The 16,788-nt window shown below is 59.6% G+C and carries 10 protein-coding genes; 3 read left to right on the top strand and 7 right to left on the bottom strand.

Features of this window, described 5'->3' with window-relative positions; all coding sequences use genetic code 11:
• Positions 1-49: 49 nt before the first annotated feature.
• Positions 50-217 carry a hypothetical protein gene (locus tag ASD60_RS29195; protein WP_177336591.1) on the bottom strand — a complete coding sequence of 56 codons (168 nt, stop codon included), beginning with the start codon at positions 215-217 and terminating at the stop codon, positions 50-52.
• Positions 218-421: 204 nt separating this feature from the next.
• Between ASD60_RS29195 and ASD60_RS19065 the strand changes: the two genes are divergently transcribed.
• The 3 genes from ASD60_RS19065 (at position 422) to glgB (ending at position 8,141) form a co-directional block, all read left to right on the top strand.
• On the top strand, positions 422-2,416 hold the full coding sequence (locus ASD60_RS19065; RefSeq protein ID WP_056855489.1) for an alpha-1,4-glucan--maltose-1-phosphate maltosyltransferase: 1,995 nt from the start codon (positions 422-424) through the stop codon (positions 2,414-2,416).
• A 146-nt stretch (positions 2,417-2,562) separates the two neighbouring features.
• Positions 2,563-5,904, top strand: a complete 3,342-nt coding sequence (treS, locus tag ASD60_RS19060; RefSeq protein ID WP_056855488.1) for a maltose alpha-D-glucosyltransferase — start codon at positions 2,563-2,565, stop codon at positions 5,902-5,904.
• A 2-nt stretch (positions 5,905-5,906) separates the two neighbouring features.
• Positions 5,907-8,141, top strand: a complete 2,235-nt coding sequence (gene glgB, locus ASD60_RS19055) for a 1,4-alpha-glucan branching protein GlgB (protein WP_056855487.1) — start codon at positions 5,907-5,909, stop codon at positions 8,139-8,141.
• Between the two features lie 124 nt (positions 8,142-8,265).
• Here glgB and ASD60_RS19050 read toward each other — a convergent pair whose 3' ends face one another.
• The 6 genes from ASD60_RS19050 to ASD60_RS19025 all read right to left on the bottom strand — a co-directional run bounded on the left by ASD60_RS19050 (position 8,266) and on the right by ASD60_RS19025 (position 16,786).
• Positions 8,266-9,333: an autotransporter outer membrane beta-barrel domain-containing protein gene (locus tag ASD60_RS19050; RefSeq protein WP_056855486.1), complete on the bottom strand. Its 1,068-nt coding sequence runs from the start codon at positions 9,331-9,333 to the stop codon at positions 8,266-8,268.
• Between the two features lie 312 nt (positions 9,334-9,645).
• A complete protein-coding gene (locus ASD60_RS19045) occupies positions 9,646-12,195 on the bottom strand; it encodes an autotransporter family protein (protein WP_056855485.1) in 2,550 nt (849 codons plus the stop codon).
• A gap of 122 nt (positions 12,196-12,317) precedes the next feature.
• Positions 12,318-13,118, bottom strand: a complete 801-nt coding sequence (locus ASD60_RS19040) for an endonuclease/exonuclease/phosphatase family protein (RefSeq protein WP_056855599.1) — start codon at positions 13,116-13,118, stop codon at positions 12,318-12,320.
• A 114-nt stretch (positions 13,119-13,232) separates the two neighbouring features.
• Positions 13,233-13,991 carry a PIG-L deacetylase family protein gene (locus tag ASD60_RS19035; protein WP_056855484.1) on the bottom strand — a complete coding sequence of 253 codons (759 nt, stop codon included), beginning with the start codon at positions 13,989-13,991 and terminating at the stop codon, positions 13,233-13,235.
• Between the two features lie 209 nt (positions 13,992-14,200).
• Entirely contained in the window at positions 14,201-16,360 is a 2,160-nt protein-coding gene (glgX, locus tag ASD60_RS19030) for a glycogen debranching protein GlgX (protein WP_056855483.1), read from the bottom strand.
• Between the two features lie 105 nt (positions 16,361-16,465).
• Complete coding sequence (locus ASD60_RS19025) at positions 16,466-16,786, bottom strand: DUF2934 domain-containing protein (protein ID WP_056855482.1); 321 nt, start codon at positions 16,784-16,786, stop codon at positions 16,466-16,468.
• Between the last annotated feature and the right edge of the window lie 2 nt (positions 16,787-16,788).

Below are 16,788 nucleotides of genomic sequence, written 5' to 3'. Positions count from 1 at the left end.
ACAATCATCGCGAGCAGGCTCGCTCCTGCAGGTAAACGGCGATTGGTCGTTATTCCGGTGTAACGATGACAGGTGGCATGGTCGTCGGTGGTTCTTCCCTTGGAGGAGGGTTCGTTCCGGGTGGGTCTTGCTCGGGCACCGGTTGCGGGTCGCTCGGCGGTATTACCGGGTTGTCGATGTTCGGATCGGGTGTTTCAGCCGGGAATGGATTGTTCATCGTTCCTGCCTCCAGTGGCACATGGCGTGAGTCGTGCTTAAGTTGTTGACCACCGACTGAGGGATTTGATTCCGGCCAAATGCCGATGAACTTTTCCCGGCGATGGTTGCTCGGAACCTAAGTGAGTTGATTGCCGGGCGGATGGCCCGACGGGATGACAACCAGACACTTGAGCGTCCATGGGGCGTAAAGGAGAGATGCTCGATGACGGCTGAAAAACCGACAGAACTGAGCTACAACCCGCACATGCCATTGTCGCAAGCGCTGCTACTGCCGCGCATTGTCATTGAAAACACCATGCCGACGCTCGAAGGTGGCCAGTTTGCGGTCAAGGCCGTTGTGGGCCAGGACGTGGTGGTCACCAGCAAAGTGTTCGCCGACGGTCACGACAAACTGGCGGTGCGTGTGCGCTGGCGGGCCGAAAGTGATGACACCTGGCAAAGCGAAGTCATGGCCGATCTGGGCAATAACGGCTGGCAAGGCAGCTTTCGGGTGCCGAGTCAGGGCCGTTATGTGTTTTGCATCGAAGCCTGGATCGATCAGTTCGCCAGTTTTCGCTACGAGCTGGAGAAAAAACACGCCGCCGCAGTGCCGGTCAGCCTGGAGTTACAGGAAGGGCGCCTGCACGTCCAGCAAGCGGCCGAGCGCAGTGAAGGGCAACTGAGCGAACAACTCGCCGCGTTGCACCATGAATTGTCGGGCCTGCTCGAAACCGAGCAGGTCGCATTGTTCCTGCACCAGCGTAGCGCCGACTTGATGGCTCAGGCCGATCATCGTGCCTACCTGAGTCTGAGCGCTGAATTTCCGATAGACGTTGAGCGCGAGCTCGCACAGTTTGCCAGTTGGTATGAGTTGTTCCCGCGCTCGATCACCGACGATCCTAATCGCCACGGCACTTTTAATGACGTGCACTCACGTCTGCCAATGATTCAGGACATGGGCTTTGACGTGCTGTATTTCCCGCCGATCCATCCGATCGGTCGCAGCTTTCGCAAAGGGCCGAACAATTCCCTGACCGCCGGACCTGACGATCCCGGCAGCCCCTATGCCATTGGCAGTGAAGAAGGCGGGCACGAGGCGATCCATTCGCAATTGGGTACCCGCGAGGATTTCCGGCGACTGGTCGCCGCTGCCGCAGAGCACGGCCTGGAAATCGCCCTCGACTTTGCCATTCAGTGTTCTCAGGACCACCCATGGCTCAAGCAGCATCCGGGCTGGTTCAACTGGCGGCCCGACGGCACGATCAAATACGCCGAGAACCCGCCGAAAAAATACCAGGACATCGTCAACGTCGATTTCTATGCCGCTGATGCGATTCCCAGCCTCTGGATCGAATTGCGCGACATCGTCCTGGGCTGGGTCGAGGAGGGGGTAAAGATTTTTCGCGTGGACAATCCGCACACCAAACCGCTGCCGTTCTGGCAATGGCTGATCGCCGATGTGCGGGCGCTGTATCCGGAGGTGATCTTCCTTGCCGAAGCGTTTACCACGCCGGCGATGATGGCCCGACTGGGCAAGGTCGGTTACTCCCAGAGCTATACCTATTTCACCTGGCGCAATACCAAGACCGAACTGGCGACATATTTCACTGAACTCAATGAATCGCCCTGGCGCGAATGCTACCGGCCGAATTTCTTCGTTAACACACCGGACATCAATCCGGCATTCCTGCATGAATCCGGGCGCCCCGGTTTTCTCATCCGTGCTGTGCTGGCGACCATGGGTTCTGGCTTGTGGGGCATGTATTCCGGTTTTGAACTGTGCGAATCGGCACCGGTGCCGGGCAAAGAGGAGTACCTCGACTCCGAAAAATACGAAATCCGCCCACGGGATTTCACCGCCCCAGGCAACATCATTGCCGAAATCGCCCAGCTCAACCGCATCCGCCGGCAGAACCCGGCATTGCAGACGCATTTGGGCCTGAAGGTCTACAACGCCTGGAACGACAACATCTTGTATTTCGGCAAGCGCAGTGCCGATGGCAGCAATTTCATTCTGGTAGCGGTCAGCGTTGATCCGCATAACGTCCAGGAGGCGAATTTTGAATTGCCGCTGTGGGAAATGGGCCTGCCCGACGACGCCAGTACCCAGGGCGAGGACCTGATGAACGGCCATCGCTGGACCTGGCATGGCAAATATCAATTCATGCGGATCGACCCGGCCTACCAGCCGTTCGGGATCTGGCGGATTACCGTCTAGCAAATGATCGTTCCCATGCTCCGCGTGGGAGTGCAGCCCGTGACGCTCCGCGTCACTGGACGCAGAGCGTCCCTTGAGGCATTCCCACGCAGAGCGTGGGAACGATCTGCTTCAGGGAGTTCTCTCGTATTCAACAGGAGTTTCAAATGGCGAAGAAACCCAAGGCAGCCACCTTCATCAAGGACCCGCTCTGGTACAAGGACGCGGTGATCTATCAAGTGCACGTTAAATCTTATTTCGACTCCAATAACGACGGGATCGGCGACTTTCCTGGCCTGATCGCCAAACTCGACTACATCGCCGAACTCGGCGTCAACACCATCTGGCTGCTGCCGTTCTATCCCTCACCACGCCGCGACGACGGCTATGACATTGCCGAATACCGCGGTGTCCACAGTGATTACGGCACCATGGCCGATGCCAAGCGCTTTATTGCCGAGGCACACAAGCGCGGTCTGCGGGTGATAACCGAACTGGTCATCAACCACACCTCCGACCAGCACGCCTGGTTCCAGCGCGCCCGCAAGGCCAAGAAAGGCTCGGCGGCGCGGGACTTCTACGTGTGGTCAGATGACGATCAAAAGTACGACGGCACGCGCATCATTTTTCTCGACACCGAAAAGTCCAATTGGACTTGGGACCCGGTGGCCGGCCAGTACTTCTGGCACCGCTTCTATTCGCACCAGCCCGATTTGAATTTCGACAACCCGCAGGTCATGAAGGCCGTGCTGTCGGTGATGCGTTACTGGCTGGACATGGGTATCGACGGTTTGCGCCTCGACGCTATCCCGTACCTGATCGAGCGTGACGGCACCAACAACGAAAACCTTCCTGAAACCCACGATGTGCTGAAACAGATCCGCGCCGAAATCGATGCCAATTACCCCGACCGCATGTTGCTGGCCGAGGCCAATCAATGGCCGGAAGACACCCAGCTGTATTTCGGCGACACCGACAAGAAAGGCCTGAACGGCGATGAATGCCACATGGCGTTTCACTTTCCGCTGATGCCGCGCATGTACATGGCGCTGGCCCAGGAAGACCGTTTCCCGATCACCGATATCCTGCGCCAGACCCCGGAAATCCCCGCCAACTGCCAATGGGCGATTTTCCTGCGCAACCACGATGAGCTGACCCTGGAAATGGTCACCGACAAAGAGCGCGATTACCTCTGGAATTACTACGCGGCCGACCGTCGGGCGCGGATCAACCTGGGGATTCGCCGCCGGCTGGCGCCGCTGATGGAACGTGACCGCCGCCGGGTGGAGCTGCTCAACAGTTTGCTGCTGTCGATGCCCGGCACGCCGACCCTGTATTACGGCGACGAAATCGGCATGGGCGACAACATCTACCTCGGCGACCGCGACGGCGTGCGCACGCCGATGCAATGGTCCATTGACCGCAACGGTGGTTTCTCTCGCGCCGATCCGGCCAGCCTGGTCTTGCCGCCCATCATGGACCCGCAATATGGCTACTTGTCGGTCAATGTCGAAACCCAGGCCGGCGACCCGCATTCGTTGTTGAACTGGACCCGACGCATGCTGACCGTGCGCAAGCAATCCAAGGCGTTTGGTCGTGGCACGCTGAAAATGCTCTCGCCGACCAACCGTCGCGTATTGGCCTACACCCGTGAATACACCGGGCCTGACGGCAAGCACGAAATCATTCTGTGCGTGGCCAACGTTTCTCGCAGCGCTCAGGCGGTGGAGCTTGATCTGTCGGCCTACGTCGGCATGGTTCCGGTGGAAATGCTTGGCGGTAATGCCTTTCCGCCGATCGGCCAGTTGAATTTTCTCCTGACCCTGGCGCCCTACGGTTTCTATTGGTTCGGACTTGCCGCCGAAAACCAGATGCCCAGCTGGCACGTCGAGCCGGCGCAAAGCCTGCCGGACTTCACCACGCTGGTGCTGAAAAAACGCATGGAAGAACTGCTCGAAGCGCCATCACGGGGCACGCTGGAACAGAGCATCCTGCCGAGCTGGTTGCAGAATCGTCGCTGGTTTGCCGGCAAGGATGCGGCTATCGACAAGGTCGAGCTGGCTTACGGTGTGCGGTTTGGTGACGCTCAGCATCCGGTGTTGTTGAGTGAGATCGAAGTCACCAGCGGCGGCCAGATCAGCCGCTATCAATTGCCGTTCGGCTTCATCGCCGAAGACCAGGTAGGCGCGGCGTTGCCTCAACAACTGGCGCTGTCGCGGGTGCGCCGAGGGCCTCAAGTCGGCTTGATCACCGATGCGTTCAGTCTGGAAAGCTTTGTCCGCGCCGTATTGCAGGGCATGCATAACAACATGGTGTTGCCTTCGGACGGTGGCGAGATCCGCTTCGAACCGACCGCCGAACTGGCCAAGCTGGGCCTGACGGCGGAATCCGAAGTGCGGTATCTGTCGGCGGAGCAATCCAACAGTTCGGTGGTGGTCGGCAACAGTCTGGTATTGAAGCTGATCCGCAAGGTGGCGTCGGGCGTGCACCCGGAACTGGAAATGAGCGCTTATCTGACCGCCGCCGGCTTCAGCAACATTTCGCCGCTGTTGGGCGCGGTGGTTCGCCGGGACGCCGCAGGCGAAGACAACCTGCTGATGATCGCCCAAGGCTACTTGAGCAATCAGGGCGATGCCTGGGAATGGACCCAGAACAACCTCGAACGGGCACTGCGCGATGAGTTGGCGGACGCTGTGTCGGAACAGGAACAGCATTACAACGCCCTCGGCGAGCTGAAGGATTTCGCCGGCATGCTCGGCCAGCGCCTGGGCGAAATGCATCAGGTACTGGCGGCACCGGGCAACAACCCGGACTTCGAACCGCAAATCACCACGGCAAAAGAGGCGCTGGCTTCGGCCAAGGACGTCGCTGCGCAAATCGAGCACGCACTGAAATTGCTCAAGCAGCATCAAAACGAACTGAACCCGGCAGACAAAACCTTGGTCAGCCGTTTACTGGACAACAAAAAAGCCATCCTCGCCCATGTGCAGGCGCTGGCCAAAAAGACCGCCGGTGGCCTGCGTATCCGCGTGCATGGTGACTTGCACCTGGGGCAAGTACTGGTGATCAAGAGCGATGCCTACCTGATCGACTTCGAAGGTGAACCGGCACGACCGCTGCATGAACGAAGGGGCAAGCACAGCCCGTACAAGGATGTCAGCGGGGTACTGCGTTCTTTCGATTACGCAGCGGCCATGACCATCAACGTGCACAACGTCGACAACACGGCGCAGGCCCAGGTCGCGCGCGAGCGCGTAGCGACTCGCTATTTGACCGAAGCCAGGCAGGCATTTGTCGACGCTTATCGGCTGGCGGCAGCTACGCTTGATCATGCATGGCAAGATCCAGAAGGCGAGGACGCTGCATTGGCGTTGTTCGGCCTGGAGAAGGCGGCGTATGAAGTCGCTTACGAGGCGGAAAATCGCCCCGGTTGGTTGCCCGTGCCGTTGCACGGTTTATATGGATTATTGAGTGGGCTTAAACCCTTTTCCGATCTTGGTGGAGAGTAGTCATGAGTTTCTCGAACAAGGAACAGGGTCAACATCACAAAGAAGCACTGCTACCCAGGGCGCGGGATATCGACGCGTTGGTACGTGCCGAGCATCATGATCCTTTTGCCATTCTTGGCCCCCACGGCGATGGCGTCGGTGGGCAGTTCATCCGGGCCTACCTCCCGGATGCCTTGAGCGTACACGTGGTCGCCAGAGAAACCGGTGAAGAGCTCGGTCAACTTGAAGTTACCCAGACCCCCGGTCTGTTCGTTGGGCATTTCGAGCGTGCGCAACCCTATCTGTTGCGCACTCGTTGGGCCGGTGGCGAGCAAACCGCCGAAGATCCATACAGCTTTGGTCCACTGCTTGGCGAAATGGATTTGTACCTGTTCGCCGAAGGCAATCACCGCGACCTGAGCAGTTGCCTCGGCGCGCAGCTGAAAACTGTCGACGGCGTCGACGGCGTGCGTTTCGCAGTGTGGGCGCCGAATGCCCGACGGGTGTCGGTTGTTGGGGACTTCAACGTCTGGGACGGGCGCCGCCATCCGATGCGCCTGCGCCATCCCAGTGGTGTCTGGGAATTGTTCATTCCGCGCCTGCAAGCGGGCGAGGCGTACAAATATGAAATTCTTGGCAAAGACGGCATTCTGCCGTTAAAGGCCGACCCGATGGCGCTGGCCACCAGCCTGCCGCCAGATACCGCCTCGAAAGTCGCTCCTCCCTTGCACATCGACTGGCAGGATCAGGACTGGATGCTGTCCCGTGCCGAGCGCCAGCGTCCGAGCGAGCCGTTGTCGATTTACGAACTGCACGCCGGGTCCTGGCAATGCGAACTGGATGATCTGGGTGAAGTGGCCCGCCAGTACACTTGGCCCGAACTGGCTGAGCGGCTGATTCCCTATGTCAAGGAACTGGGTTTCACCCACATCGAACTGATGCCGATCATGGAGCACCCGTTCGGCGGGTCTTGGGGATATCAGTTGCTGTCGCAATTCGCCACCAGTGCCCGTTACGGTACGGGCGACGAGTTCGCAGCGTTCGTCAATGCCTGCCACCAGGCGGAAATTGGCGTGATTCTCGATTGGGTGCCGGCGCATTTTCCGACCGATACCCATGGCCTGGCGCAATTCGACGGCACTGCGCTGTACGAGTACGGCAACCCCCAGGAAGGCTTTCACCAGGATTGGGACACGCTGATCTACAACCTCGGGCGCACCGAAGTGCACGGCTACATGCTCGCTTCAGCACTGCACTGGCTCAAGCATTTTCATGTCGATGGCCTGCGGGTGGATGCGGTGGCGTCGATGCTCTATCGCGATTACTCGCGCAAGGCGGGCGAGTGGGTGCCCAATCGCCATGGCGGTCGGGAGAACCTCGAGGCAATCGACTTTCTGCGCCACCTCAACGACGTCGTAGCGCTGGAAGCTCCCGGAGCATTGGTGATTGCCGAAGAGTCCACGGCGTGGCCGGGTGTCAGCCAGAGCACGCAACAGGGCGGACTGGGCTTCGCCTACAAATGGAACATGGGCTGGATGCACGATTCGCTGCATTACATCCAGCAAGATCCGGTGTATCGCGCCCATCACCATAACGAACTGAGCTTCGGCCTGGTGTATGCCTGGTCAGAACGCTTCATCCTGCCGATTTCCCATGACGAAGTGGTGCATGGCAAGCATTCGCTGATCGACAAGATGCCCGGCGACCGTTGGCAGAAGTTCGCCAACCTGCGAGCCTACCTGAGTTTCATGTGGGCGCATCCGGGCAAGAAACTGCTGTTCATGGGCTGCGAGTTCGGCCAGTGGCGCGAGTGGAACCACGACCAGCAACTGGACTGGTACCTGCTGCAGTATTCCGAACACAAAGGCGTGCAGAAACTGGTCGGTGACCTTAACCGTCTGTACCGCGATATTCCGGCGCTGCATGAGCAGGACGATGTGCCGCAAGGCTTCCAATGGTTGATCGGCGACGATGCGATCAACAGCGTGTACGCGTGGCTGCGCTGGAGCAAAGAGGGGCGGCCGGTGTTGGTGGTCGCCAACTTCACCCCGGTACCGCGCGAGGCTTATCGCATCGGCGTACCATTTGCCGGGCGCTGGACCGAGTTGTTCAACAGTGATTCGGCAACCTATGCCGGTTCCAACTACGGCAACAACGGTGGGACGTCCACCGAGGAAATCTCGAGCCATGGGCAGAATCTGTCGCTGGTGTTGAATTTGCCGCCGTTGGCGGTGTTGATGTTGAGTCCGCAGGGCTGATCCGAAATTGCGTCGTTCCAATCGCGGGCAAGCCCGCTCCCACAGGTTCAGTGGTGATCCTTGTGGGAGCGGGCTTGCCCGCGATGGCGTCAGATTGAACCACGCATTTCTTGAGGTCTGATCCTCACCACCGCATCCGCACACCCAGGCTGCCAATGATCCCGTTCAAATCATTGTCGTCGACATCACTGCTGTAGTCGGCGCTGACATACAGGCTCACCGCCGGTGTCACCCGTGCCACCAAGCCCAGGCCCAACTCGACCGTCGACGATTTGCGACTGCTGCTGATCTTGTCGACCTCATCAAGGGTCACGGTATTGCCGGTGTAGACCGTGTGCCACACGTTGGTTCGCACATAAGGTTCGACCGGCAGGCCGTTGATGTCGTAGCTACCTTTCAATTTCGCACCGACCCGTCCGCTCCACGACGTCAGATCGCTGGAGGACGCATTGCCCGAACCGGCATAGGGCGTGTCCAGGGTGATTCGCTGATTGATCAACTGCGCCTGGGGTTCGACCACCCAGTTTTCGCTGATGCCAATCGGGAACCCGCCTTCGACCGACAGCGTCACCGCGCTGCCTTCGGTGGCCTGGCGCGCACCTTGTTCGTTGCGGCTGAAACCGTTGACCCGCCCGCCACTGGCCGACAGATCGACGTGCCAGCCTTGTGGGCCGGTCAGGCTGTAGTAAGCGCCCAGGCTTTGCCCTTGCAGATTGAGAGTGTCGCTGTGCGGGTCGGACATGCCGCGGTTGGTCAACAAGCCATTGCTGTTGCCCTGGATCTGACTGGTGCCGCCGATCAGGCCGACCCGTTGGGTATGGCCGCTGTTGCTCTGCAATGTGAGGATCGCCGGGCTTTTGAGTTCGCCTGAGCCGACGTAGGTAAAGCCTTGGGCGAGGGCATCGGTTTGCGACTGGCGCGAGGTCTGCCCGTAAATCTGATCCCAGGCATAGGGCGTTGCGTCTTCGGTGGTGACGTGGCTACTTCGTATGTCGGGATGGGGGCTGAATCGGCCGGGGTAAGTGGTAGTGAGAGCAGGCAAGGCAAGCGCGGGAATGTCCTGGCGATACCACGGCGTCGCCTCTTCCTCGGCCGGTTGGGCCTGTACTTCCATGGAGGAGCACAGCAGGAGTGAACTCGAGACAGTGCAAAAAGTGATTTTGATCTCTTGTTGGGTGAATGAAGTTCTCATGGCGGGCTACCTTGCAATCGCGTGCCGTACTTGCCTTGGCGTCTCTCCTACCCCGAACGAGGGGCGACCGAATGAGTGGGGCAAGCCGGGGGCCGCCCGTATGCGCGGGTGTCCTGGGGGCTTGCCCCTGATTGTGTTTCCGGGGGTAGTAACGTGAAGTCAAGTGGACCGCCGCCACTGCGTCAAGAAAATGGCCGATAAGTGGTATGGGTATTTCAGGTCTTATAAGTGACTGATTTATGCCGCGTCTCTAAGTACTTGTTTAATTGCAAAATCGTCAAGAAAGTCACCCTATAGAGCCTTTGCTCGATCCTACCAACTCACTCTGAAGCCCAGGTTGCCAGCCATGCCTCGCTGCTGATTGCTGTCTACATTGCTGCTGTAATCAATATTGCCGTACACGCTGACGCCGGGTGCGAGCGACAGAGTCGCGCCGACGCCAAGATCAGCCCATGAAACTTGCTGCTCGGTATCGATATCAGTGGTATTGGCAAAAGTGACCGTGTCGGTGCCTGAAAAAGTGTGCCACAGATTCGCCCGCAGATAGGGTTCCAGCGGTAGGCCGCTGACGTCGTAGTGCCCCTTGAGACGTGCGCCGAGCCGGCCGGTCCAGGAGGGGTCGGTATCGAACTCCACATCGGAGACACCGTCGTTCTGACTGTCGAGTTCGATGCGTTGATGGATGAGCTGTGCCTGGGGTTCGATGATCCAGTCGTTCGCTATCGGGAATGGATAACCGGCCTCTACGGACAGGCTCAGGGCGTGTCCATCGTTATCGAGCTTGAGGCCGCGATCGGAATGGCTGTCTCCATCGAGCCAGGTGTACATCGCAACGGCATCGAGGTACGCATTGCCAGGATCGGTCAGTGTCCAGTAAGCACCCAGGCTGTCGCCCTCGAGCTCGACCTTGCCGGCGCGTTTGTCTTCAAAGCCCTGGTTGAACCCGTCGACATCACCCTGCAAGCGGCTGTGGCCGACGAAGAATCCACTGCGTTGGATTTGCCCGCCAGACAACTGCGAACCGAAAAGGTCATTGCCAACCTGGAAACCGTTCAGCGAGCCGTCGAGTTTCGGTGTCACAGTGCCGGCCCAGGTCTGCTCGAAGTTCTTGCCATAGACCCGACCCCAGCCCGCACCGAAGGCGCCGGTCTCGGTCAGCAGGCGCTGCTCGCCCTGACGATCGTGAAACGTCCCGAGAGCGTTCAGGGTCAACTGCGCCGCTGCAGGTGGCAGCACCGACCATACAGGCACTTCCGGACGATACAGGGGAATGGGCGCGGCGCCGGGTGCGGGAGTAGGCAACGAAGGACTACCGGCCGCTGCCACTGGCGCGGCTATCAACGGCACCAGAATCGGTGGCAGGGTCGGGTCGGGGTTGGGTACCGCGACCAGTGGCGCTGCCACCACCGATGACCGCAAGTACCAACTGTTTTCGCTGCCAACCGTTACGCCGCCCTTGTACAGGACGTAATCGAACGCACCTGCCGACACCGGTGTCTTCAGGCTGAAGGCATCATTGTTGCTGACAGCGGTGCCTTGGGCCTGAACCAGTTGAATGCCGTTTTGCAGGGTTTCTGCACCTGCGCCCTCCAGGTTGCTGACAGTGATGGCAGTCGTGCCGGTCAAGGCACCGTCATTGACCACCAGTTTGTCGCTGGGCGAGTTGTCGCCGCCGAGTACGCTTTGCACAAACAACTGGCCGCCATTGCCTGCGTAGTTGCCCTGCACGGTCAGGGTGTCGCTGGTTCGGCTGTTGCCACTGCTGAGGTCAATGATCCCGGCGTTGTTCAGCGTGGCGCGCTGGCCGACAGTGAAGGGCATGATGCTGCCCTGGACAGACGTCATGACGCTGCTGCTGTCGATGTTGAACACGCCGCTGCCACTGGCACTGTCGCCGAGCATCAGGTTGCCGTCGACGTCGAACTGCGAGCCGTTGCTCAGGTTGATCGTTTCCCAATTTGCGTAACGCGCGGCGCCCGCAGTGGTGGTGCGGTTAAAGGTCAGCACGTCGTTGTCGGTGCCACCGTTGAGGCCCGGGGTCAGGGACAGGGAGCTCTCCAACAGATTGCGCAGGGTTGCGCGGTCGTTGCCAGCCTCCATCAGAATCTGCGAACGGATAATGCCACCACCGTCCCAGACAAACGTGTCATCGCCGGTGCTGGTGCGGATGTCGCCGACGATTTCGCCGCCCGTCACGGTAATGCTGTCGTTGCCGCCGCTGACGCTGATGTTGCCGCCAATCCGGCCGCCCGAGACGATGATGGTGTCGGTGCCGAACCCGGTGACCAGGTTACCGATGATTTGCCCCCCAGACATGTCGAACAGATTGTTGTCGAGCTTCATGTCGACCCGGCCGATGGTTCCACTGGTCATCTTCGCGGTATCACCGTCCTCGAAGGCACCCGTGATCGTGCCGCCGGTCATCAGGAAAAAGTCGCGGTTGTCACCTTGGGCCAGTGACTGGATCGTGCCACCGGTCATGGTGAAATTGTCGATGCCGCTCCCTTGATTGACGGCTCCGGTTACTTGTCCGGCGCTGATGTTGAAGAAATCTGCGCCATCGCCCTGATCGACGCTGCCGACAATCCGACCGGAATCCATGTTGACGGTGTCGCTACCGGCCCCGAATGTAACGTTGCCATTGATCGTTGCGCTGCCGTTGGCGGGAAGGTTCAACGTGTTATTGCCGGCCAGATCGCTCAGTGGGCCGCCAATGCCACTGTCGCACAAATGAGTATCGTCACCGGCGGTTGGAGTAAGGACACAAGCTGCCTGGGCGGGATGGGGCCATCCGAGGAGCAGCCAGATGGAAAAGGCACAGGCGCTGTAACGGTATTTGGGCAGATCGGCAGCCAATGTCATGCAAATCCCTCGCATCGAATGAATCCGGACGACACGACCGTAACAGCCGCCTGAGCGCACGGCTACTGTCACAAATGACAGGTCGGACGAATGATTCAACCCTCGAGGAACACATCAGCGGGTCACAAGTGGACTTCCACCGCCAGCGGTAAATGGTCTGACAGATGCGTCCAGGGCTTGCTGCCGAGAATTTTCGGGTCGTGGCTGCTGGCATTGCGCAGATAGATACGGTCCAGCCGCAGCAGAGGGAAACGTGCCGGGTAGGTCTTGGCCGGGCGGCCGTGGTGCCGCTCGAAGGCTTCGTGCAGATAGTCGCGGCGGGCGAGGGCGGCGTTGCCTTGCAATTGCCAGTCGTTGAAATCGCCAGCGATGATCACCGGAGCCTTGTCTGGCAACGATTCAAGCAATTGGCAAAGCAACTGCAACTGCAACTGACGATGGCTTTCCAGAAGACTCAGATGCACGCAGATCGCGTGGACTTCAGCGTGGCCGGGCACATCGAGCACGCAGTGCAGCAAGCCGCGACGTTCCGGACCGGTGATGGAAACGTCGAGGTTGCGGTATTCGCGAATCGGGTACTTCGACAACAGGGCGTTGCCGTGGTGGCCATCGGGGTAGACCGCGTTGCGACCGTAGGCGAAATCGCTCCACATGCTGTCCGCGAGAAACTCGTATTGCGAGGTCTGTGGCCAATTGTGGTAACGGGTGGAATGGCCGTCATGCTCGCCGACGACTTCCTGGAGAAACACCAGGTCCGCCGAAGTACTGCGTACCGCCTCTCGCAGTTCCGGCAGGATGAAGCGGCGGTTGAGGGCGGTGAAGCCTTTGTGCGTGTTGACCGTCAATACACGCAAGCGATGAATGGCCGGGGGACTGGTCAACGGCACCGATTCGGCCGTCTGCGACTTGGAATGGGTGGTCACGATCACTCCTCTGAATCCGTGTGGCATATGTATGCGACTGATGCACCGCCGGGCAGTTCAGTTTGAGCGATTGCAGGATCGATACCCGTAAAGTCTTGCCACGGGATGATCCGTTCAGACAAAGACGATTTCATAGGGCAAGCGCATTCGCTCCAGCAGCACGCGGGGCAAGGGCGGAGCGATGCCGATGGCGGGCTCGCCGTCCAGTTGGCTGGCGTAAGCGTGGGTGGCGTGGCTTTTACGCGCAACCGTCCAGGTGTCCAGACGCAGTTTGCGAGCGCGATGCCACGGGATCAGTTCGCGATCCCGCGCTGGCCAGTGCCACGCCCAGACGGGTACTTCGTTGAACGTCGCGCCGGCGATCGCCGACGCCTGGGCGCTGGCTCGGCCCACGGCGTCATGGTCGCTGTTGCCGTCCGCGGCCCAGGTGCTGAACACCACGTCGCCGGGGCGCAGGTAACGGGCGATGAAACGGGTCAACTCCAGTTCGTGCTCGGCCAGGGCGTTGTCGGTGAAGCCGCCGCGAATCCATTTCAGGCTGTGCATCGGCAAGCCGAGCCGGCGCAGGGCTTCGACACTTTCCTGGGCGCGGAACACACTCAGGCGTTTTTCCGACCACTGCTGCGACCCCGGGTGACTGGCACTGCCGTCGGTAACCGAGATCAATTGCAAGGGATGGCCCATATTGCTGAGCAGTTGCAATAGACCGCCGCAGGTCACCACTTCGTCGCCGGGATGTGGGGCAATTACCACCACGCGGGCGCCGGGCGGGACCAGGGATTGGGTGCTGATGACCGGAACGTTGTCCAGTTGCAGGGCGCTGTTCCAGATCTGTGCTGGCAGGCTGCTTTCGTTGATGGAAACAGGTTTCATGGGATTACGTCCTTGTTTCATGTCGCCTTCAGTCGTGCGCGATGCTGGCGACAGGCAAGCACGGCAGACCCGTGAGGGCGGATTGATAACGATCGCGGCATTACGAACCCTGAAATGCCGCGCACCGAGTATTGCTCATGTAACGTTATTCGTCGCGTCCGAGGCCCTTCAGCGGCATTTTTTTAGCTGACCGGTACGTTGCAAATTGTTTACTCCTCTTGTTCATGTTGTAACTCGAACAGCAGCAGCGAGCGGCCAGTGACCGAATACTCGTGGCCGAACTCGAATCGCTCCTGGCCGCGTATCGATGGCTGATTGGTGTCGATCATGCAGGTCCAGAAGCCGCCGTCAGGCACTTCCGGCAACAGGAAGTTGACGATGTCGTGATGGGCATTGACCACCAGCAGCAGTGTCGCGTCGGCCCCTTTACGGCGAATGCCGGTTTCCTGTGCACGACCATCGAGCAGCATGCCCAGGCAGCGATTGTGCGCATCGTGCCAATGTTCGGTGGTCATTTCGCTGCCGTCCGCCGCCAGCCAGGTCACGTCCTTGACACCGATGTCCTCGTTGTAATTGCCCACCAGAAAGCGCCCGCGACGCAGGATCGGGTAAGCCAGGCGCAATTTGATCAGGCGTTTGACGAACTTGAGCAGCGCCTTGCCGTCTTCGCTGAGGTCCCAATTGACCCAGCCGATTTCGCTGTCCTGGCAGTAGGCGTTGTTGTTGCCGTCCTGGGTGCGAGCGAACTCGTCGCCGGCCACCAGCATCGGCGTGCCTTGGGCGAGCAGGAGCGTGGCGAAAAAGTTACGCATCTGCCGATGGCGCAGTTCGTTGATTTGCGGGTCGTCGGTCGGGCCTTCGACGCCGTGGTTCCAGGACAGGTTGTTGTTGCTGCCGTCCTGGTTGTTTTCATCGTTGGCTTCGTTGTGCTTGTCGTTGTAGGACACCAGGTCATTGAGGGTGAAGCCGTCGTGGGCGGTGATGAAGTTCACCGATGAATACGGCCGTCGACCGCGCTGATTGAACATCTCGCCGGAAGCGGTCATGCGACTGGCAAAGTCGGCCAACTGGCCGTCGTCGCCTTTCCAGAACGCTCGCACGGTGTCGCGAAACTTGTCATTCCACTCAACCCAACCGGGCGGGAAATTGCCGACCTGATAACCACCGGGGCCGCAGTCCCAAGGCTCGGCAATCATTTTCACCTGGCGCAACACCGGGTCCTGGCGGCAGGCCACGAGGAAACTGTGACGTTCGTCGAAACCGTCGTGGTAACGCCCGAGAATGGTCGCCAGGTCAAAACGGAAGCCGTCGACGTGCATTTCCGTGGCCCAATACCGCAACGAGTCGGTGACCATTTGCAGCACGCATGGGTGGCTCAGGTCGAGGGTATTGCCGGTGCCGGAGTCGTTGATATAGAAGCGTTTGTCGTCGGGCATCAAGCGGTAATAAGAGGCGTTGTCGATACCACGCATGGACAGGGTCGGGCCTTGTTCGTTGCCCTCGGCGGTGTGGTTGTAGACCACGTCGAGGATCACTTCCAGGTTGGCTTCGTGCAGGTGCGCGACCATTTCCTTGAACTCGGCGATCTTGCCGCTGGCCAGGTAGCGCGGGTCGGGGGCGAAGAAGGCGATGCTGTTGTAGCCCCAGTAATTGGTCATGCCCTTGTGCAGCAGGTGCTGGTCGTTGACGAAGGCGTGGATCGGCAACAGCTCCACGGTCGATACGCCGAGTTTGCGAATGTGTTCCAGCACGTCGTCGACCATCAAGCCGGCGAAGGTGCCGCGCAGGTTTTCCGCAACGCCAGGGTGGCGCATGCTGATGCCGCGCACATGTGTCTCGTAAATGATCGTCTTGTCCCAAGGCACGCTGACGCGGTGGTCGTGACCCCAGGTGTGTGCCGGGTCGATGACTTTGCATTTGGGTACGAAGGGCGCGCTGTCGCGCTCATCGAAACTGAGGTCGGCGTCGGGGTGGCCAATGGTGTAGCCGAACAGTGCTTCGGACCACTTGAGTTTGCCTACCAGTTGTTTGGCGTAAGGGTCGATCAGCAACTTGTTGTGATTGAAGCGATGCCCGTTCGCTGGGTCGTAAGGACCGTAGACACGATAGCCATAGATCAGCCCTGGATGGGCGTCGGGCAAGTAACCGTGGTAGATCTCATCGGTGTATTCCGGCAGTTCGATGCGTTCCAGTTCCACTTCCCCGGCATCATCGAAAATGCACAGTTCGACCTTGGTGGCGTTGGCGGAAAACAAGGCAAAGTTGACCCCCAGACCATCCCAGGTCGCACCCAGCGGAAAGGGCAGACCCTCACGGATGCGCGAGGGCTCGGCACGGGGTGCTGGCGTGTCTTTTTTTGGTCGGGTCATAAATGCTCCTGCAATGGAGGGAAATCGGCGTGTTTTTTGCGGGCGAGTGAGCCCGTTGTGACGAGCAGGCTCGCCACATGTTCATTCAGGGCAACAGCGGAAACGTCAGACCGCAGGCGGTTTTCGTGCTGCGCGAGGCTTTTTCTCGGCGGCTTTTTCCCCGGGAGGAATGACGGACGACGCCGCAGCCGGTTTGGTTTTGGCCTTGGGCGCCGTCACCTTGACCTCGCCAGCCTTGCCATTGGCCGTCTTGCTGACGGTGGATTTGCTCGCCGGCGCCTTTGCCGGCTTTTTCGGCGCAAGGGCTTCGGCCTCGGCCAACTTGCGAGCCATTTCCCAGTGCCGGGCTTCCTGGCCTTCAGGCTTTCCTTCTGACTCCCAGATCTGATAGGCAAACTCGCGGATGCGTTTATCGTCGGTACTCATCG

Source organism: Pseudomonas sp. Root562 (genome assembly GCF_001427125.1).
GTDB lineage: Bacteria > Pseudomonadota > Gammaproteobacteria > Pseudomonadales > Pseudomonadaceae > Aquipseudomonas.
The sequence above is the reverse complement of the archived record's forward strand: the minus strand, read 5'-3'. Positions and strand labels throughout refer to the sequence as shown.

Excerpts from the sequence above, each read along its gene's own strand:
- ASD60_RS29195 (WP_177336591.1), bottom strand. The coding sequence starts at position 217 with ATGAACAATCCATTCCCGGCTGAAACACCCGATCCGAACATCGACAAC.
- glgB (WP_056855487.1), top strand. The coding sequence starts at position 5,907 with ATGAGTTTCTCGAACAAGGAACAGGGTCAACATCACAAAGAAGCACTG.
- ASD60_RS19050 (WP_056855486.1), bottom strand. The coding sequence starts at position 9,333 with ATGAGAACTTCATTCACCCAACAAGAGATCAAAATCACTTTTTGCACT.
- ASD60_RS19045 (WP_056855485.1), bottom strand. The coding sequence starts at position 12,195 with ATGACATTGGCTGCCGATCTGCCCAAATACCGTTACAGCGCCTGTGCC.
- glgX (WP_056855483.1), bottom strand. The coding sequence starts at position 16,360 with ATGACCCGACCAAAAAAAGACACGCCAGCACCCCGTGCCGAGCCCTCG.
- ASD60_RS19025 (WP_056855482.1), bottom strand. The coding sequence starts at position 16,786 with ATGAGTACCGACGATAAACGCATCCGCGAGTTTGCCTATCAGATCTGG.
- treS (WP_056855488.1), top strand. The coding sequence starts at position 2,563 with ATGGCGAAGAAACCCAAGGCAGCCACCTTCATCAAGGACCCGCTCTGG.
- ASD60_RS19065 (WP_056855489.1), top strand. The coding sequence starts at position 422 with ATGACGGCTGAAAAACCGACAGAACTGAGCTACAACCCGCACATGCCA.
- ASD60_RS19035 (WP_056855484.1), bottom strand. The coding sequence starts at position 13,991 with ATGAAACCTGTTTCCATCAACGAAAGCAGCCTGCCAGCACAGATCTGG.